Origin of the sequence: Streptomyces sp. NPDC046887, assembly GCF_040644755.1 — a bacterium.
Lineage (GTDB): Bacteria > Actinomycetota > Actinomycetes > Streptomycetales > Streptomycetaceae > Streptomyces > Streptomyces lichenis.
In genome coordinates this window covers 21,063-38,919 of sequence record NZ_JBEYXH010000039.1, presented here as the reverse complement: position 1 = coordinate 38,919, position 17,857 = coordinate 21,063, and the positions used below count along the sequence as shown (strand labels likewise).

13 protein-coding genes and 1 tRNA gene are annotated in these 17,857 nt (G+C 74.1%); 4 read left to right on the top strand and 10 right to left on the bottom strand.

Annotation, left to right across the window (positions count from 1 at the left end; genetic code table 11):
* Nucleotides 1-2: 2 nt before the first annotated feature.
* From ABZ945_RS27555 to pgsA, 4 genes are all read right to left on the bottom strand, one after another.
* Complete coding sequence (locus ABZ945_RS27555) at nt 3-680, bottom strand: MBL fold metallo-hydrolase (RefSeq protein ID WP_361274728.1); 678 nt, start codon at nt 678-680, stop codon at nt 3-5.
* Between the two features lie 1,178 nt (nt 681-1,858).
* Nucleotides 1,859-3,016 carry a glycosyltransferase family 4 protein gene (locus ABZ945_RS27550; protein WP_361274725.1) on the bottom strand — a complete coding sequence of 386 codons (1,158 nt, stop codon included), beginning with the start codon at nt 3,014-3,016 and terminating at the stop codon, nt 1,859-1,861.
* A complete protein-coding gene (locus ABZ945_RS27545) occupies nt 3,013-3,921 on the bottom strand; it encodes a phosphatidylinositol mannoside acyltransferase (protein WP_361274722.1) in 909 nt (302 codons plus the stop codon). The genes ABZ945_RS27550 and ABZ945_RS27545 overlap by 4 nt, the downstream gene beginning before the upstream one ends.
* Entirely contained in the window at nt 3,918-4,706 is a 789-nt protein-coding gene (gene pgsA, locus ABZ945_RS27540; protein WP_361274719.1) for a phosphatidylinositol phosphate synthase, read from the bottom strand. Before pgsA ends, ABZ945_RS27545 begins: the two co-directional genes overlap by 4 nt.
* Before the next feature lie 287 nt (nt 4,707-4,993).
* Between pgsA and ABZ945_RS27535 the strand changes: the two genes are divergently transcribed.
* Together ABZ945_RS27535 and ABZ945_RS27530 are read left to right on the top strand one after the other, a co-directional pair.
* Nucleotides 4,994-7,195 (top strand): elongation factor G-like protein EF-G2, encoded by a 2,202-nt coding sequence (locus tag ABZ945_RS27535; protein WP_361274717.1) that lies wholly within the window; start codon nt 4,994-4,996, stop codon nt 7,193-7,195.
* A 202-nt stretch (nt 7,196-7,397) separates the two neighbouring features.
* Nucleotides 7,398-9,053: a hypothetical protein gene (locus ABZ945_RS27530; protein ID WP_361274714.1), complete on the top strand. Its 1,656-nt coding sequence runs from the start codon at nt 7,398-7,400 to the stop codon at nt 9,051-9,053.
* A gap of 60 nt (nt 9,054-9,113) precedes the next feature.
* On the opposite strand, the gene ABZ945_RS27525 is transcribed toward ABZ945_RS27530, so the two are convergent.
* The 4 genes from ABZ945_RS27525 to ABZ945_RS27510 all read right to left on the bottom strand — a co-directional run bounded on the left by ABZ945_RS27525 (nt 9,114) and on the right by ABZ945_RS27510 (nt 13,753).
* Complete coding sequence (locus ABZ945_RS27525; RefSeq protein WP_361274712.1) at nt 9,114-9,677, bottom strand: HIT domain-containing protein; 564 nt, start codon at nt 9,675-9,677, stop codon at nt 9,114-9,116.
* 82 nt (nt 9,678-9,759) lie between these two features.
* Nucleotides 9,760-11,736 carry a threonine--tRNA ligase gene (gene thrS, locus ABZ945_RS27520; protein WP_361274709.1) on the bottom strand — a complete coding sequence of 659 codons (1,977 nt, stop codon included), beginning with the start codon at nt 11,734-11,736 and terminating at the stop codon, nt 9,760-9,762.
* 239 nt (nt 11,737-11,975) lie between these two features.
* Nucleotides 11,976-13,184, bottom strand: a complete 1,209-nt coding sequence (locus ABZ945_RS27515) for a hypothetical protein (protein WP_361274707.1) — start codon at nt 13,182-13,184, stop codon at nt 11,976-11,978.
* Entirely contained in the window at nt 13,181-13,753 is a 573-nt protein-coding gene (locus ABZ945_RS27510; protein WP_361274705.1) for a DUF4365 domain-containing protein, read from the bottom strand. The genes ABZ945_RS27515 and ABZ945_RS27510 overlap by 4 nt, the downstream gene beginning before the upstream one ends.
* A gap of 164 nt (nt 13,754-13,917) precedes the next feature.
* Between ABZ945_RS27510 and ABZ945_RS27505 the strand changes: the two genes are divergently transcribed.
* A complete protein-coding gene (locus ABZ945_RS27505; protein ID WP_361274702.1) occupies nt 13,918-14,646 on the top strand; it encodes a 3'-5' exonuclease in 729 nt (242 codons plus the stop codon).
* A gap of 67 nt (nt 14,647-14,713) precedes the next feature.
* On the opposite strand, the gene ABZ945_RS27500 is transcribed toward ABZ945_RS27505, so the two are convergent.
* Together ABZ945_RS27500 and ABZ945_RS27495 are read right to left on the bottom strand one after the other, a co-directional pair.
* Nucleotides 14,714-14,785, bottom strand: a tRNA-Val gene (locus tag ABZ945_RS27500).
* A 53-nt stretch (nt 14,786-14,838) separates the two neighbouring features.
* On the bottom strand, nt 14,839-15,300 hold the full coding sequence (locus ABZ945_RS27495; RefSeq protein WP_361274700.1) for an SRPBCC family protein: 462 nt from the start codon (nt 15,298-15,300) through the stop codon (nt 14,839-14,841).
* 100 nt (nt 15,301-15,400) lie between these two features.
* Here ABZ945_RS27495 and ABZ945_RS27490 point away from each other — a divergent pair, with 100 nt between their 5' ends.
* The gene (locus tag ABZ945_RS27490) at nt 15,401-17,815 is read left to right on the top strand and encodes a hypothetical protein (protein WP_361274698.1); all 2,415 of its coding nucleotides are present in this window, start codon (nt 15,401-15,403) and stop codon (nt 17,813-17,815) included.
* Nucleotides 17,816-17,857: the final 42 nt, after the last annotated feature.

Below are 17,857 nucleotides of genomic sequence, written 5' to 3'. Positions count from 1 at the left end.
GCCTACGGGCCCTCCCACACCGACCGGTCATGCGCGAACAGCACCCGTCGCGCGCCCAGCTCAGCGAACCGATCCAGCCACCCCGGCCAGGGCCCGCCGGCTCCTCCGGCCCGCCGCGACATCTCCGCCGCCGCGAACTCCGAGGCCGTGTCGAACGCCTGCCCCGCCAGCACCGTGGCCCCCTCCACCCCCTCCACCACCAGCGACTGGTGCCCCTCCGTATGCCCCGGCGTCGGCACCACCCGCACCCCGGGCCACACCTCCGCCTCCCCCTCCAGCTCCTCGTACCGCACCCCCGGGGCCTCGATCAGCTCCCCCAGCGTGTAGTCCACCACCGCCCGCGCCGCCAGCAGCTCCTTCCGCTGCGCCAGCACCGGGACGCCCAGGAACAACGGATTACCCCCGCAGTGGTCGAAGTGCAGATGGCAGTTGACCACCACGTCCACCTCCCCCCGCCGCGCCCCCACGTCCGCGAGCGCGACGTCCAACTCCCTCCTGGTCGGCCGGTAGTGCGCATCCGTCTCCGGGTCGGCCCCCATCCCCGTGTCGAACAGCAACGTCCCTCCCGGGTGCCGCACCAGATACCCCAGCAACGCCTCGGCCCGCGCATGAGGCAGCCCCGCCTCCTCAGCAGGCCGCAGGAAGTGCCCGTAGTCCAGCCGGTGAACGGTGGTCGTCATGCCCCCACGCTAACGAACCGCCCCTGTGGGCCTGAGGGTTGCGCCCGGTGGTCCCGCTGACGCGGTGGGGTCTGTTCCGGTTGCGGTTCGGTGGCCTCTCGCAGGTCCGGCGGTCGGGTCTGCGGTCCGGTGGGTGGGGGCGTGGGCACTCCGGGCTCACGTGCTCGCCGCTCGCGCGCACCGTTCGACGCTCAAGCGACCGCCACATTACGCTCGGCGGTCCCCCAAGGACTTCGTCCAGGGGGTGCCCCCAGCGCGCGCGACCCTGCGTACCCCCACCCGACCGGCGGCCGACTGACCCGTTTCGCCGTGGCTGATGACCACATCCCGGGCCAAGGGCCCGAATCAGTCGGACGCCACCGCCCGGCGGGTGACACGGCCACACCGGGCCCCTGCCTTGTACCGTCCGCCAGGGCCGTGTCCCCGCATACGGGTCCTGCCGCCACTCGCACGTACCCACCCGACTGGTGGGGTGGCTGACCCCTTCTCGGCGGCTGACGATCCCCGGGCCGAGGGCCCGCACCCGGTCGGACGCTAACTGCCCGGCGGTAGATACGGCCCACCGGGCCCAGGGCCCGTACGACCGGGTGCAAACTTTCCGGCCCCGACCCCGTACCGCCGCCCGGGGCTGTGTGCCCTGACGCACGAGTCCCACCGAGACGATGGCCCGCACCATCTCGTCCGGACCCGCCCGACCAGTGGGGCGACTGCCTCCTTCGCGGTGGCTGACGATCCCCGGGCCGAGGGCCCGCATGGGTCGGACGCCACCGCCCGGCGGGATATACGGCCCCCCGGCCCGTACAACCGGCTGCGGCCCCTTTCCGGCCTGGGGCCCGTACCGCAGCCTGCCGCCCGGCTGTTTCCCGGCCATCGGCCGGGGTCGTGTCACCGGGGGTGCACTCGCCCTCCGGACGTTGGGTGGGGTATGCAGGGTCGCGCGCGGTGGGGGCACCCCCTGGACGAAGTCCTTGGGGGACCGACGAGCGTAATGAGGCGGTGCGTGTGACGTCTGACGGTGAGCGCGAGCGGCGAGCACGTGAGCCCGGAGTGCCCCGCCCCCCACCCACCGGGCAGAGTGCACACCCACCGAACCGGCCAACCGCCACCGGACGGATCCGAAGCAGACGCAGACGCGTCAGCGAGGCCACCGGCCGACGGCCGAACACCCGCAAGCACGGCTAAGGCCGTGCAAGCCACCGCCCCCGCAGACCCAGACGCTCGTCCGCGTCCACCGCCGCCGCTCCCGCCGTGACCGTCTCGTACACCGCCAGAATGTCCGCGCCGACCGTGGACCAGTCGAAGCGCCGCACATGCGCGCTGCCCCGGTCGCGGAGTTCGGCGCGGCGGAGCGGGTCGCCGAGGAGGTTGATCGCGGCCTTGGCCAGCGCCTCGGCGTCCTCGTTGGCGAAGAGCTCGCCCGCCGCGCCCTGGTCCAGGACCTGGGCGAAGGCGTCCAGGTCGGCGGCGAGGACCGGGGCGCCCGCGGACATGGCCTCGACCAGAATGATGCCGAAGCTCTCACCGCCGGTGTTGGGGGCCACGTACACGTCCACGCTGCGCAGCAGCCGCGCCTTGTCCTCGTCGCTGACCATGCCCAGGAACTCGACCCGGGAGCGCATCTCGGCGGGGAGGGAGGCGACGGCCTCCTCCTCGTCGCCGCGGCCCGCGACCAGGAGGCGGGTGTCGGGGCAGGCGGCGAGGATGTGGGGGAAGGCCCTCATCAGGACGGGCAGCCCCTTGCGGGGTTCGTCGATGCGGCCGATGAAGCCGAGGGTGCCGCCCTGCCACTCGGGGCGCGGCTCGGCCTTGGCGAAGAAGTCGACGTCGACCCCGTTGGGGATGACGACGGCGTCGCCGCCCAGGTGCTCCACCAGGGTGCGCCGGGCGTACTCGCTGACCGCGATCCGGGCGCTGATCTTCTCCAGCGCGGGCTGGAGGATCGGGTACGCGGCGATCATGGCGCGGGAGCGCGGGTTGGAGGTATGGAAGGTGGCCACGATCGGGCCGCGCGCGGCCCAGCAGGAGAGCAGCCCCAGGGAGGGCGAGGCGGGCTCGTGGATGTGGATGACGTCGAAGGTGCCCTCGTGCAGCCAGCGGCGCACCCTCGCGGCGGAGAGGAAGCCGAAGTTGAGGCGGGCGACCGAGCCGTTGTAGGGGACGGGGACGGCGCGGCCGGCCGAGACGACGTAGGGCGGGAGGGGGGTGTCGTCGTCGGCGGGGGCCAGGACGGAGACGGAGTGGCCCAGGCGGATCAGGTGGTCGGCGAGGTCGCGGATGTGGAACTGCACCCCGCCGGGGACGTCCCAGGAGTAGGGGCAGACGATGCCGATTCTCACAGCGCCACCCGGGCGGGGTCGAGGTCGGCGAGCCAGAGGCGCTGGAGCATGTGCCAGTCCTCAGGATGCTCGGCGATGCCCTCGGCGAAGGCGTCGGCGAGGGACTGGGTCATCAGCGCGCTCTTCTCGGCGCGGGTGCCCTCGGCGGGGATGTCCACGGGCGGGTGGACCCGGCCCCGCATGGAGGCGGTGTCGTACCAGAGGGTGACCGGGAGCAGCACCGCCCCGGTCTGCTGGGCGAGCATCGCCGGGCCGGCCGGCATCCGGGCCTGCTCGCCGAAGAAGTCGACCTCCACACCGGAGGAGGACAGGTCGCGGTCGGCGACCAGGCAGATCAGGCCGCCGGCGCGCAGGCGGCGGGCGAGGGTGCCGAAGGCGGAGCCGCCGGCGTGCGGCAGGACCTCCATGCCGAGCGACTCGCGGTAGGCGACGAACCGGTCGTAGAGGCTCTCCGGTTTGAGGCGTTCGGCGACGGTGGTGAAGGGGACGCCGAGGACCCGGGTGACCCAGACCCCGGCGAGGTCCCAGTTGGCCAGGTGGGGCAGGGCGAGGATGACGCCGCGGCCGGCGTCGAGCCCGTCGGTGAGGTGGTGGAGGTCCTTGACCTCGAAGGACGTTCGGACCCGGTCCGCGCTCCAGGCGGGCAGCCGGAAGGACTCCATCCAGTAGCGCATATAGGAGCGCATCCCGGCCCGGGAGAGGGCGGCGAGGCGGGCCGGGGAGGCGTCCGGGACGACCCGGGCGAGATTGGCCTCCAGTCGGAGGACGCCCTTGCCCCGGCGCTTCCACGCGGTGTCGGCGATCCGGCGGCCGAGGCCGGCGGCCACCGGCTCGGGCAGCTTCTTCACCGCGCCCCAGCCGAGCCCGTACAGGCTGTCGGTGAGCCGCTCGCTGGCGGTGCTCATGCCCCACTCCCCCTTGTGCCGGGGGCGGCCCCCGGATCGTCCTGGCCGGCCGGTCCGGTGCCGGAGACGGTGCCGGGGCCGGGGCCGGGGCCGGGGCCGGTCCCACGGCCCGCCTGGACCGCGGCCGACCCGGCCGCCACCGCGCCCGCCTCCGCCGCCTCGGCCTCGGCGGACTCGCGCCGTACCGTCACCACCCGCTGCCCCAGGGTCACCGCGCTGCCCGCGGCGACCACCCAGAGGGCGATCGGCAGCAGGATCTGGATGCCCGGGACGCCGAAGCCGTGCAGTCCGGCGAGGCCGGCCGCGACGAGGGAGATGACCAGCCGCTCGGCGCGTTCGACCAGGCCGTTGACGGCGACCGGAAGGCCGATGGACTCGCCGCGGGCCTTGGTGTAGGAGACGACCTGGCCGCTGGCGAGGCAGAAGATGGCGACCGCGCAGAGCACGTTGTCGTCGCCCCGGCCCGCGTACCAGAGGGCGAAGCCGCCGAAGATGGCGCCGTCGGCGACCCGGTCCAGGGTGGAGTCCAGGAAGGCGCCCCAGCGGCTGGAGATGCCCGCCTGGCGGGCCATGTTGCCGTCCACCAGGTCGGAGAAGACGAAGAGGGTGATGACGATGGTGCCCCAGAAGAACTCGCCGCGCGGGAAGAAGACCAGCGCCCCGGCCATCACCCCGGCCGTGCCGACGAGGGTCACGGCGTCGGGACTCACCCCGCGGCGGAGCAGAAACGCGGCGAACGGTGTGAGGACACGCGTGAAGAACGCACGCGCGTACTTGTTCAGCATGGCCTTCCCGACGGTCGGTGGCCGCCCGGCCCCTACGGCCGGCGGCGCCGACCCATCGTAGTCACAGGCTCCGGTGCCTCTCGCCGCGGACGCCCCCGTCGGCCGGGGCCCCGGCGGCGCCCCGCGTCGCGGTGACGGACGTATGGACGCAACCTGGCCTGAGTGGAAAGCTCGAAAGACGACCGCGGGCACCGCCGGAGCCGCCCGAGCTCGGCCGCTCCCCCGCGCCCGCGCCCCCACCTCCCCGTGCACCCACTGCCGGTGCACCCGCGATCAGGAGGAAAGCCATGGGCGACAAGGCGAACACACACCCCGGGGCCGCCGGCAGGGCGATAACGGCCGGCCAGCCCTCATCGGTACGGAACGTGGTGCTGGTCGGCCACAGCGGATCCGGCAAGACGACGCTGGTGGAGGCCCTGGCGCTGACCGCGGGCGCGGTCAACCGGGCCGGCCGCGTCGAGGACGGCGGGACGGTCTCGGACTACGACGAGATCGAGCACCGCCAGCAGCGCTCCGTACAGCTCTCCCTGGTCCCGCTGGAGTGGGACGGCTGCAAGATCAATCTGCTGGACACCCCGGGGTACGCCGACTTCGTCGGGGAGCTGCGGGCCGGTCTGCGCGCCGCGGACGCGGCCCTCTTCGTCGTCTCGGCCGCCCAGGAGGCCGACGCGGTCGCCGGGTCCTGCCGCGCGGTGTGGGAGGAGTGCGCGGCCGTCGGCATGCCCCGGGCCATCGTGGTGACCCACCTGGACACCGCCCGGGTCGACTTCGACGGGCTGACGGCGGTGCTGGCGCGGATCTTCGGCGGGGACGACCCGGACGCGATCCTGCCGCTGTACGTACCGGTGCTGGGCGCCCCGCAGCCGGACGGGCACGCGCCGGCGACCGGGCTGGTGGGGCTGCTCACCGAGCGGATCTTCGACTACGCCTCCGGGGAGCGGACCGCGCACCCGCCGGACGAGGCGCAGCGGCCGCTGGTGGCCTCGGCCCGGGACCGGCTGATCGAGGGGATCATCGCCGAGAGCGAGGACGAGTCGCTGATGGACCGCTATGTGGGCGGTGAGGCGATCGACGTGGGCACGCTGATCGCGGATCTGGAGAAGGCGGTGGCCCGGGGCTCCTTCCACCCGGTGCTGGCGGCCGCCCCGGCCGCGCCTGGCGGGAAGCAGGGGCTCGGCACGGTGGAGCTGCTGGAGCTGATCACCCGCGGTTTCCCCACCCCGCTGGAGCGGGAGCTGCCCGCGGTGACCACCCCGGAGGGCGTCCCGCGTCCTGCGCTGGTCTGCGACCCGGACGGACCGCTGGCCGCGGAGGTGGTGAAGACCTCCTCGGACCCGTATGTGGGGCGGATGTCACTGGTGCGGGTGTTCTCGGGCACGCTGCGGCCGGACGAGACGGTGCATGTGTCGGGGCACGGGCTGGCCGACCGGGGGCACGAGGATCATGACGTGGACGAGCGGGTGGGGGCGCTGACCGCGCCGTTCGGCAAGCAGCAGCGGCAGCTGGGCGCCTGTATCGCGGGCGATATCGCCTGTGTGGCGAAGCTGACCCGGGCCGAGACCGGGGACACCCTGTCCGCCAAGGACGACCCGCTGCTGATGGAGCCCTGGCGGATGCCGGACCCGCTGCTGCCGCTGGCCATCGAGGCGCACAGCAAGGCCGACGAGGACAAGCTGTCTCAGGGGCTCTCCCGGCTGGTCGCCGAGGACCCCACGATGCGGCTGGAGCAGAACCAGGACACCCACCAGGTGGTGCTGTGGTGCCTGGGCGAGGCACACCGGGACGTGGCGCTGGAGCGGCTGCGCCACCGGTACGGGGTGCAGGTGGACGTGGTGCCGCACAAGGTGCCGCTGCGGGAGACCTTCGGCAACCGGGCCGGCGGGCGCGGCCGGCACGTCAAGCAGTCCGGTGGGCACGGCCAGTTCGCGATCTGCGAGATCGAGGTGGAGCCGCTGCCACCGGGGTCCGGGATCGAGTTCGTGGACAAGGTGGTGGGCGGGGCGGTGCCGCGCCAGTTCATTCCCTCGGTGGAGAAGGGCGTACGGGCGCAGGCGGCCCGCGGGGTGCTGTCCGGTTTCCCGCTGGTGGACGTGCGAGTGACCCTGCTCGACGGCAAGGCGCACTCGGTGGACTCCTCGGACGCCGCGTTCCAGACCGCGGGCGCGCTGGCGCTGCGGGAGGCGGCCGCGGACACCCGGATCAACCTGCTGGAACCGGTCGCCGAGGTGCAGGTGATGGTCCCCGACGAGTATGTGGGCGCGGTGATGAGCGACCTGTCCGGGCGCCGCGGCCGGGTGGTCGGCACCGAGCAGGCCGGCGGGGGCCGGACCGTGGTGCGGGCGGACGTTCCGGAGATCGAGATCGGGCGGTACGCGGTGGAGCTGCGCTCCCTGTCGCACGGCACCGGCCGTTTCGACCGCTGCTACGCCCGGCACGAGCCGATGCCGCCCCAGGTGGCCGAGAAGTTGCGGGAGGCCGCCGGCACCTGACGGCGTGAACCGGGGCGCGGGGCGGCGGGTTTGCGCCGTCCCGCCCCGGTGCGGCTGAGTGCCCGTTAGGCTGGGGTGCCCTGCTCGGCAGGTGTGCGCCGCACCGCGGTCGGGAAGAGGCCGCAGGGGCGGGCGGACGCCTGCGGTGGCCGGGTCGTGCGGACGCCGTGGGCGGTACGCGCGCCGGAAGCACTACGCGGCGATGGGGGCGGCAGTGGCGATGGACGGGTACGGTCCCGGGGCGCAGGTTCCGCTCCAGGGAGTCGGCGCGCAGACGGTGGCGATGAACGCGCTGGCGTCGGCCGCCTACCGGGACGTTCCGGTCGAGGAGATCCTCAAGGCCGACAACGAGTGGCACAAGTCGGAGGTGAAGCCCGGCCGGATGTCCAGGATGTTCCGGCCGAACCTGGGCGAGGCGTTCTCCCGGGCCGTGCAGGTGCGGATGCTGGGCGGCGCGCGGGCCCCGCTGATCCAGTCCTTCGGCACCGAGCCACAGCCGATCGTGGAGCACTGCCTGGCGGCGACGAACATCCGCAAGCGCCGTGACACCTTGCTCACCGTGATCACCCTGGTCTGCGGGGTGCTGTTCCTGCCCGGCCTGCTGGTCTGGATGCTGGTGTTCTATCTGCGGCGCGGGCTGGCGGGGCGGACCGGGACGGCCGGGGCGATGGGCACGGCGCTGCTGGCCGGCGTCGGCATCCTGATCGTGCTGTTCCTGTGGAAGGTGCCGTTCACCGGGCTGCCCGGGCTCTATCTGCGGCTGATGTTCCTCGCCCCGGTGGTGGGCTGGTTCCTGGCCAAGCGGGTCTGCGAGGCCACCGCACGGGACCTCAAGGACCGCTGGGCGGGACTGCTGGCCGGCGGCGGGGTGGCCGCCAAGATCCCCGAGGCGGTGCCGCAGGACCCCAACGAGACGGCCGCCGAGGAGCTACGGCAGTCGCTGGAGAAGCTGACCGCCGAGCAGCGCTCCAACATGGTCTTCTACGCGGGGCCCAAGGGGATACTGGGCATGGGCACCCGGTGGGGCAGCTGGCATCTGGCCGAGGAGCTGGTGCCGCACGAGGGCAAGGAGATCCACGCCTTCCGCAGCTGGGACGTGATCCGGCCGATCCACGACCAGCTGAAGCTGCTGGAGCGCGGCACCCTGAAGACCGGCTTCCCGACCCCGTCGGTGAACCACTGGATCGTCTCCCCGGTCGGCGAGGGCGCGGCGGGCGTCGTCCGGCCGGAGGGCGACACCATCGTCGCGTACCAGGTCAAGCCGCACGAGATACAGCGCATCTGCAACGAGAGCCAGTTCGGCAAGGGCAACCGCCACTATCTGGGCGTGCAGTTCGTGCTCTGGGACGGGCAGCTGGTGCTGACCATGATGGTGACCGTCACGGCGCTGCTGCACACCCTGCGGATCGAGGTGACCGGGCACGCCCTGGGCCCGGTGCACTCGCTGTTCACCACTCCCCCGGCGCCGAAGACCAAGACCGTGTCCAAGACGGTCCGCTTCTGGGAGACCAAGGAGATCTCGCTGCCGCTGGTGGAGACCGACGAGGTGGTACGGCTCGCGGTGCGCGCCCCGCTGACCTGGTTCCCGGCGGTGCTGGACTTCCTGGGCGGACGGCTGGTGCTGCCGGAGCCGTTCGGTCTGCGGCACGCCTGGGCGGAGCAGCCCTGGCGGCACCGCTTCATGGCCGACGACGCCATCCGCGCGGCCACCCCGGTGATGCGGGCGGTGCACGCGGCGACCATCAAGTTCCTGGAGGAGCACGAGGTGAACACCGAGCGGTTCACCAACCGCTCGATGGTGCTCAGCGGCGTGGTACAGGACGCGGCGCCGAAGAAGGCCGACACCTACGACGCCTGAGCGGCCCGAGTGGGCGGTACGGGGAGCCGGTGTCCCGGTCGGGGCACCGGCTCCTCGCCGTCACGCGCCGCCCGGCCAGACCGCGGCGAGCATGGCCCGGGTGTCGCCGAGGAGCTGCGGCAGCACCTTGGTGTGGCCGATCACCGGCATGAAGTTGGTGTCCCCGCCCCAGCGCGGCACCACATGCTGGTGGAGGTGGGCGGCGATCCCGGCGCCTGCGGCCCCGCCCTGGTTCATCCCGATGTTGAAGCCGTGCGCCCCGGACGCGGCCCGCAACGCGGTCATCGCCCGCTTGGTGAACACCGCGAGTTCGGCGGTCTCCGCCTCGTCCAGCTCGGTGTAGTCGGCGACATGGCGGAACGGGACGACCATCAGATGGCCGCCGTTGTACGGGTAGAGGTTGAGCACCGCGTACACCGACTCGCCGCGCGCGACGATCAGGCCGTCCTCGTCGGACTTCGCGGGGAGGGAGCAGAAGGGGCAGCCGTCGTCGGCCCCGGGGCCGCTCGGCTTGTTCTCGCCCTGGATGTACGCCATGCGGTGCGGCGTCCACAACCGCTGGAACGCGTCGGGCGACCCGACTCCGATCTGCTGCTCCGGCTCAGTCGTCATGCGAGCCAGCATATGCGCCGGTCGCCGGTGGGTGCGGCGGAGGGGCGGCCCCGGGAAATGGGACCGCCCCTCCGTCTCGTAGAGCGCCTGGCGATCAGACCTGGACGCGGCGCTCCACCACGTCCACCAGCTTCTCCAGCGCCTGGTCACGCGGGATGCCGTTCTCCTGCGAACCGTCGCGGTAGCGGAAGGAGACCGTGCCGCCGCTCATGTCGTCGTCCCCGACGATGATCATGAACGGGACCTTCTGCTTCTGCTGGTTGCGGATCTTCTTCTGCATCCGGTCCGAGGAGGCGTCCACCTCCACCCGCAGGCCCTTGCGCTTGGCCTCGGCGGCGAACTCCCGCAGATACTCCACATGCGCGTCGCCGACCGGGATGCCGACCGCCTGGACCGGGGCCAGCCAGGGCGGCATGGCGCCCGCGTAGTGCTCCAGCAGCACCGCGAAGAACCGCTCGATGGAGCCGAACAGGGCGCGGTGGATCATCACCGGCTGCTGCTTGGAGCCGTCGGCCGCGGTGTACTCCAGGCCGAAGCGCTCGGGCAGGTTGAAGTCCAGCTGCACGGTGGACATCTGCCAGGTCCGGCCGATGGCGTCCTTCGCCTGCACCGAGATCTTCGGGCCGTAGAAGGCCGCGCCGCCCGGGTCGGCGACCAGCTCAAGACCCTGCTTCTCGGCGACCGCCCGCAGGGTCTCGGTGGCCTCCTCCCACACCTCGTCCGAGCCGACGAACTTCTCGGGATCCTTGGTGGAGAGCTCCAGATAGAAGTCGTTGAGGCCGTAGTCGCGCAGCAGGTTGAGCACGAAGGTGAGGGTGCGGTCCAGCTCCTCCGCCATCTGCCCCTTGGTGCAGTAGATGTGCGCGTCGTCCTGGGTGAAGCCGCGGGCCCGGGTCAGCCCGTGCACCACGCCGGACTTCTCGTACCGGTACACCGTGCCGAACTCGAAGAGCCTCAGCGGCAGTTCGCGGTACGAGCGGCCGCGCGCGTCGAAGACCAGGTTGTGCATCGGGCAGTTCATGGGCTTGAGGTAGTAGTCCACGCCCTCGTCGAGCTGCATGGGCGGGTACATGCCGTCGGCGTACCAGTCGAGATGCCCGGAGGTCTCGAAGAGCTTCCCCTTGGTGGCGTGCGGGGTGTAGACGAACTCGTACCCCTCCTCCTCGTGCCGGCGGCGCGAGTAGTCCTCCATGACCCGGCGGATGATGCCGCCCTTGGGGTGGAAGACCGCGAGGCCGGAGCCGATCTGCTCGGGGATGGAGAACAGGTCCAGCTCGGCACCGAGCTTGCGGTGGTCGCGCTTCTCGGCCTCGGCGAGGAAGTCCAGGTGCGCCTTCAGCTCGTCCTTGGACGGCCAGGCGGTCCCGTAGATCCGCTGGAGCATGGGGTTCTTCTCGCTGCCGCGCCAGTAGGCGGCGGCGTTGCGCATCAGCTTGAAGGCCGGGATGGTGCGGGTGGTCGGCAGGTGCGGCCCCCGGCAGAGGTCCTTCCAGCAGAGCTCACCGGTCTTGGCGTCCAGGTTGTCGTAGATGGTCAGCTCGCCGCCGCCCACCTCGACATCGGCGCCGTCCTCGCTGGAGGCGGAGCCCTTGAGCCCGATCAGCTCCAGCTTGTACGGCTCGTCGGCCAGCTCCGCGCGGGCGGCCTCGTCGGTGACGACCCGGCGGGAGAAGCGCTGGCCGCGCTTCTGGATCTCCTGCATCCGCTTCTCGACGGCCTTGAGGTCCTCGGGGGTGAAGGGCCGCTCCACGTCGAAGTCGTAGTAGAAGCCGTCCCGCACCGGCGGGCCGATGCCAAGCTTGGCCTCCGGGAACAGCTCCTGCACGGCCTGGGCCATGACATGCGCGGTGGAGTGGCGCAGGATGTTCAGGCCGTCCTCGGAGGAGATCTCCACCGGCTCGACGGTCTCGCCGTCGGCGACCTGGTACGCGAGATCCTTCAGCTCGCCCGCGACCCGGGCCGCGACCACGGTGCGCTCGCCGGGGAAGAGGTCGGCGGCGGTAGTGCCCGTCGTCACCACGCGCTCTTCCCGCTCGGAATCGCGTTGGATGATCACACGGACGTCTGACACCGGTCTCTCCTGACTGAAGGCTTCCGACTGCGCCAGGGCAGGCGCTCAAGGGGCGGCCATGGACGCATGGCGCGCGAGAGGCCATGTTAGCCAGCCGCCCCTGGCCCCCGCGAAACGCGTTTCCGGTCCTCGGGGCCCGGCCTGCCCGAAGCCGGGGCATGCGCACCCCGCCCGGCGCCCGCGACCAGGCGCCGCACCCGTCCCCGTACGCGCCCTCGGTGCCCCGCCCGCCCCTCTGCTCAGGCCCCCGGTGCCGGGCTCGTCTCGCCGAGGTAGTCGGAGTCCTCGTGGGCGGCCTTCATCAGCCGGTCGCGCTCGGCGTCGTCCACCGGCACGGCGGCCACCTCGGTGGCGCCGGTGAGGCGGCGGAAGCCACCGCGGCTCTCCAGGCGCCCGGCGACCCGCAGCGGCAGCCCGGCCAGATGGGCCTGACCGGCGGTGCGGTACGCCTCCTCGTCCAGCACCACCCGGATGTGCGGCACCTCCGCGCCGGCCAGCACCCGCAGCCGTACCGTCCCCTCGCCGCGCGGTCCGGAGCGCCGCATCCGCACCACGGCCCCGGTGATCCGGACCGGGACGGAGGGCTCGCCCTGGAGGTAGCGGGCGGCGGCCTCGCGGAGCGCGGGCAGGTCGCCCGGGGAGAACTCCACCGGCTCGGGCCGGGCGGCGCAGCCCTCGGGCACCCCGGCGGCGGGTGACCAGGCGAGGGCGATCCCGGCACCCTCGGTGCCGCGGACCAGGGAGACCAGTGCCTCGGTCAGCTCGCGGCTGACCCCGGCCCGTACCGCCGTGTCGAAGGCGGCGGGTGAGCCGGTGGCGCGCCGGTAGTCCACCGCCTCGCGGGCGGCGTGCAGGGCGTGGTGGAGGCGGACGGCGACGGCGCGGCCGGTGTCGACCGGGAGGAAGGCGGTGAGCCCGCCGCGGCCCGGTTCGCCGCCCGGTCCGGTGCCGAGCAGGACGCCGTCCAGCGCGGCCTGGGCGTGCCGGCGGTGCCGGGTGCCGTGGTAGCCGGCCGGGGCCCGGGTGGCGAGGGCGGCGGCGAGCAGCACCTGCCGGGCGGCGGAGCGGAGCCGTTCCTGCTCGGTCCAGGAGGTGGTGCCGAGGGGGCCCTGCGGGGTCTCGCGCCACCAGCGGACCTCGTCGCTGGGGACGGCGAGTCCGGCCAGCACCTCGCGGGCGGCGGGCTCGGCGCTGCGGGCGAGCGCGGTCAGGGCCTCGCCGAGCAGGTCGGCGCAGTCGGGGAAGGCGCGGCTCTCCGGTACGAGGAGGCTGGCGGGTCCGGCGCCGGGTGCGGGCGGCGTCCAGCGGCCGTACCGTCCGGGGGCGCCGCCGCGCCGGCGCCAGCCGTGCCGGCCGAGCAGGGCGCCGAGGACCCGGGGGTCGACGGCGGCGGGGTCGAGAGTGCGGTGGTCCACGGGTGCGGGTTCGCCGGCCGGACGGTGGGTCACGGTCTTCCTCCTGCCCCGACGCGGGTCATGATCTCGCACAGCGCCCGGTCGTCGAAGATCCGGTGGGTGGGGATGCGGACGGTGGTGCGGCGCCGGCCGGTGACCGGGTGGCCGGCGAGGTCGGTCCAGTAGCAGCAGTGCCGTAGATCGAGGCCGTCGTGTCCGGCGCGGAGCCAGTCGTCCTGGGTGCGCGGCGCGATCATCACCACCAGGATCTTCGGTACGGCGACCGGGGTGCGGGCCAGTTTCACCAGGTGCTCGTTGTCCAGGGTGAAGGGGAAGCTGGCGCCCGGCGGGTTCGGCGGGAGCTGGTAGGTGCACTTCAGCTGCACCTTGACGGTCACTTCGTCATCGATGGTGTGCGCGGGCGAGCCGTGACTGAGGTGCCAGTCCACGCCGTTGTCGGGAAAGGGCTGGGACAGCGAGCATCCGGCGGCGGCCGCGACCGCGTGCAGATAGCCCACCTGAAGGGTCTCCATACAGGCGGTGGTGGCGAGCGATCCGCGCAGCGGCGCCGACGGGACCGCGTCGAGGGGGGTGTGGCCCTGTTCGGGCCGAGTGAGCGACATGCTCCCGCGCCTTCCCGAGGAGTGCCGTTCCGGAGGATGCGCCGCCGGACCGGCGTTCTCATCTGTGTTGTCGCCGCCTGGCGTATGCCGCAAACAGCCCGGGTATCACCGAATCGGGCAGGAGGATCAGGCCATCTGCCGGGCAGGAGCGAGGAGTTCGGGGCATGACGCTCTGGTTTGACGGCCCGCTGGCCGCATTTGACACAGAGACAACAGGAGTCGACGTCGAGCACGACCGCATCGTGTCGGCGGCCGTCGTCGTCCAGGACGCCGTCGGCGGGCGGGTGCGCACCACCCGCTGGCTGGTGAACCCGGGGGTGCCGGTGCCGGCCGGCGCCACCGCCGTCCACGGCCTGACGGAGGACCACCTCCAGCGCAACGGCCGCTGGCCGTCGCCGGTGGTGGAGGAGATAGCCCGGACGCTGGCCGCGCAGTGCGCGGTGGGGCGTCCGCTGGTGGTGATGAACGCGCCGTTCGATCTGACGCTGCTGGACCGGGAGTTGAAGCGCCACCGGGCCTCGTCGCTGGACCGCTATCTGGACGGGGCGCCGCTGAGCGTGCTCGACCCGCGGGTGCTGGACCGCCATCTGGACCGGTACCGCAAGGGCCGGCGGACCCTGGCCGATCTGTGCGCGCTCTACGAGGTGGAGCTGGACGGCGCGCATGACGCGGCGGCCGACGCGTTCGCGGCGCTGGAGGTGGTACGGGCGGTGGGCCGCCGGTTCGCCGCCCGGCTGGAGCGGCTGTCGCCGAGCGAGCTGCACACCCTGCAGGGGGGCTGGCACGCCGCCCAGGCACGCGGGCTCCAGGCCTGGTTCACCCGCAACGGCACCCCGGAGACGGTGGACCCGGCCTGGCCGCTCCGCCCGGAGCTCCCGGCCGCCGCGGCGTAGGGCGGCGCGGAGGCGTCCCGACATGGCGAAGGCCGGCCCGCCTGACAGCGGACCGGCCTTGCTCCGGTGGGCGATACTGGGATCGAACCAGTGACCTCTTCGGTGTGAACGAAGCGCTCTCCCGCTGAGCTAATCGCCCGGGAACGGACTGAACCATACAGGTCCGGCCGCCCCTCGTTCAAACCGCTTCCCTCAGGGCGCCTGCGGGGGCCGCCGCAGCCAGGCGGTGAGGCCGCGCTCCCCGCAGCGCATCATCCAGGCGTGGTTGGCCCGCAGCAGCGGCCGGGCGGGGACGGCCAGCCGCCGCAGCAGTTTCCGGCGCACCACCACCTCCTGTTCATAGGCGGCGAGGCTGCCACCCCTGCCGTCGGGGACGACAGTCCAGCGCGCGTGGCCGTCCATGTCTCCGCCGATGCCGCTCGCCAGGACTCGCGCCATCGGATCGTTGCGGCGTTCGGTGAGGGTGACGCGGAGGGTGTACGGCAGGGCGGAGCGGATGTGCGCGGTGCCGGTGCGCTCGTCGCGGCGGGCGACCGCGCGGACCTGCGGCCACCAGCGCGGGTAGTCCTCGGGGCGTGCGAGCACGGCGTGCACCCGGTCGGGCGGGGCGGGCAGCCGCCACAGGCTGGTGAAGCGGTAGTGGTGCCGGTCCATGGGGACGAGTCTGCCCCGCCTGCGCGTCCGGATGACTCGGGTAGCGGGGTGAGTACGGGTACTCAGGCCGTGCGGCACGGCGCGGCGCAGACTCCGATCCATGGTGAATGTGCCCTCCCCTCATGAGGAACTGGCGCTCCTGGACCGGGAGCTGGCGTGGCTGGACACCCGGCGGACGCACCTGCTGGCGCGGCGGGCGTGGCTGCTCGGCGTGGTGCGCGGCCCGATGGTCGGGGCGATGGCTGAGGCGGCCGGTCCTGTCGCCGGTCCCGCGCGGGCGTGGGCGGCCGGTGGGCCGCCGGGGGCGGGCGGCGGTGGTGGCGAAACGTCTCCGCGCGGGGTGCGGGATGTGCTGCTGACGCTGGGCGGGGTGCTGCTGGCGGTGGCGGCGGTGGCGTTCACGGTGGTCGGCTGGGGCCGGCTGGGCGTCGGGGGCCGGACGGCGGTGCTGGCCGTGGTGACCGCCGGGGCGCTGGGGTCGCCCGTACTGCTGCTGCGCCGCGGTCTGCGGGCGACGGCGGAGGCGGTCGGCGCGGTGGGCCTGGTGCTGACGGTGCTGGACGCCTACGCGCTGCGCCAGGTGACCGACTTGGAGGTGGGCGCGCTCGGCTACGCGGCGGCCGCCTCGGCGGTGCTGGCGGCGGGCTGGGCTGGGTACGGGGCGGCGCTGGGCGCGTTGCGGGCGCCGCTGCCGGCCGCGGTGGCGGCGGCTCAGCTGCCGTTGCCGCTGTTCGCCGCGACGGTGGATCCGCGGCCGCTGACCGTGGCGTGGGCGCTGCTGACCACGGCGGCGGTGAACACCGGGCTGGCGCTGGCCGGACGGCTGCCGATGGCGGTGCGGGTGGCGGCGTGCGCGGGGGCCTGTGCCACCGGTGGCTGGGCGGTGCTGCTGGCGGGCGGCTACGCGGTGGTGGGTGCGGGTGCCGAGCCGGGGGCGCTGCTGCTGGCCGCCGGCGGGCTGGCGCTGGCCGGGGCGTGGCGGGCGCTGTGGGGGCGGACCGGCTGGGCGGTGCCGGCCGGGGTGCTGCTGGTGGCGGGCGCGGGGGTCCTGCTGCGGCTGGTCGCGCCGCAGGGCTGGGCGGTCGCGGCCTGGCTGCCGCCCGCGCTGGCGCTGGCCGCGGTGGCGGTACGCGGTGGGCTGCCGCGCGCGGTGGCCCGGGGGCTCTGCTGGGCGGCGGCCGGGGTGCAGGCGCTGCTGGTGGGGGTGTGGGCGCTGCCACTGGTGGCGGCCGGGTTGACCGGGCTGGGCGCCCAGGTGCCGTGGGCGGCGGTGGCGGTGCTGGTCACCGTGGCCGCCGCGGCCGCGGTGGGCCGCTCGCTGGAGACCCGGCTCGGGGCGCTGGCGGTGGGCTGGCTGGCACTGGTCGCGCTCCCCTCGGCGGCGGGCCTGTCCCTGTGGGCGGCGCTGGCGGGGTGGCTCGGGGTGGTGGCGGTGTTCCTGGCGGGGGCGGTACGCCCGGGGTGGCCCCGGTACGGCGTACGGGTGGAGGAGCCGGTGCCCGGCGGTGCGGCGCCCTGGTGGGCGCCCCGTACGCCGGAGTGGGTGCTGGGCACGGCCGCGCTGGCCCTGGCGGTCGGGGCGGCGCTGGTGGCGGTGTGGGCCGCGGTGCCGTCGCAGGTGGGCGCGGTGGTGGCGCTGACGGCGCTGACGGCGCTGACCGGGCTGTTCGCGGGGGCGGCCATGCTGCAGGGGCCCGGTGGCAGGCAGTCGGTGGCGGCCGGGGTGGCGGTGCTGGCGGCGGCCGGCGCGGTGGCGGCGGGTGCCCGGGCGGCCGAGTTGCCAGCGCATCTGACCGGCCTGGCGCTGCTGCTGGTGCCGGCGGCCACGGCGGGGGTGGGGGCGCTGCTGCGGCGCCGTCCGGTGGCGGTCGTGGTGGAGGCGGTGGGGGCCGGGGTGGCTGTGGTGGCGCTGGGCTGCGCGGCGACCGAGGGTGCGGCGCTGGCGCTCGCGCTGGGGCTGGCCGGGGTGGTCGCCGCGGCGACGGCGGTACGGCCGGAGCGGCGGCCGGTGGCCGGGTACGCGGCGGCGGCGCTGCTGGTGGCGGCGGTCTGGGTGCGGCTGGCGGTGTGGGGGGTGTCGGTGCCGGAGGCGTACACCCTGCCGGTGGCCGTCCCGGCGCTGGCGGTGGGCGCGCTGCGGCGGCGGCGTGATCCGGCGGCCTCGTCCTGGGCGGCGTACGGACCGGGTCTGGCCCTGGGGCTGCTGCCGGGGCTGGTGGCGGTGTGGGGCGAGGGCGGTGCGCTGCGCCCGCTGCTGCTGGGTGCCGCGACGCTGGCGGTGACCCTGGCCGGGGCGCGGCTGCGGCTGGTGGCGCCGCTGGTGCTGGGTGGGGCGGTGCTGGCGCTGACCGCGCTGCACGAGCTGGCGCCGTATGTGGTGCAGGCGGTCGGGGTGCTGCCGCGCTGGGTGCCGCCGGCGCTGGCGGGCGCGCTGCTGCTGGCGGTGGGCGCGACCTACGAGCGGCGGCTCGGGGAGGTGCGCCGGATGCGCCAGGCGCTGCGCCGGATGGGCTGAGGACGGGCCGGGCAGAGCGTCGGAAACGCGTCAGGCCCCGAG

Coding starts and splice junctions, on each gene's coding strand:
- ABZ945_RS27555 (WP_361274728.1), bottom strand. CDS start 680: ATGACGACCACCGTTCACCGGCTGGACTACGGGCACTTCCTGCGGCCT.
- ABZ945_RS27545 (WP_361274722.1), bottom strand. CDS start 3,921: ATGAGCACCGCCAGCGAGCGGCTCACCGACAGCCTGTACGGGCTCGGC.
- pgsA (WP_361274719.1), bottom strand. CDS start 4,706: ATGCTGAACAAGTACGCGCGTGCGTTCTTCACGCGTGTCCTCACACCG.
- ABZ945_RS27535 (WP_361274717.1), top strand. CDS start 4,994: ATGGGCGACAAGGCGAACACACACCCCGGGGCCGCCGGCAGGGCGATA.
- ABZ945_RS27530 (WP_361274714.1), top strand. CDS start 7,398: ATGGGGGCGGCAGTGGCGATGGACGGGTACGGTCCCGGGGCGCAGGTT.
- ABZ945_RS27525 (WP_361274712.1), bottom strand. CDS start 9,677: ATGCTGGCTCGCATGACGACTGAGCCGGAGCAGCAGATCGGAGTCGGG.
- ABZ945_RS27510 (WP_361274705.1), bottom strand. CDS start 13,753: ATGTCGCTCACTCGGCCCGAACAGGGCCACACCCCCCTCGACGCGGTC.
- ABZ945_RS27505 (WP_361274702.1), top strand. CDS start 13,918: ATGACGCTCTGGTTTGACGGCCCGCTGGCCGCATTTGACACAGAGACA.
- ABZ945_RS27495 (WP_361274700.1), bottom strand. CDS start 15,300: ATGGACCGGCACCACTACCGCTTCACCAGCCTGTGGCGGCTGCCCGCC.
- ABZ945_RS27490 (WP_361274698.1), top strand. CDS start 15,401: ATGGTGAATGTGCCCTCCCCTCATGAGGAACTGGCGCTCCTGGACCGG.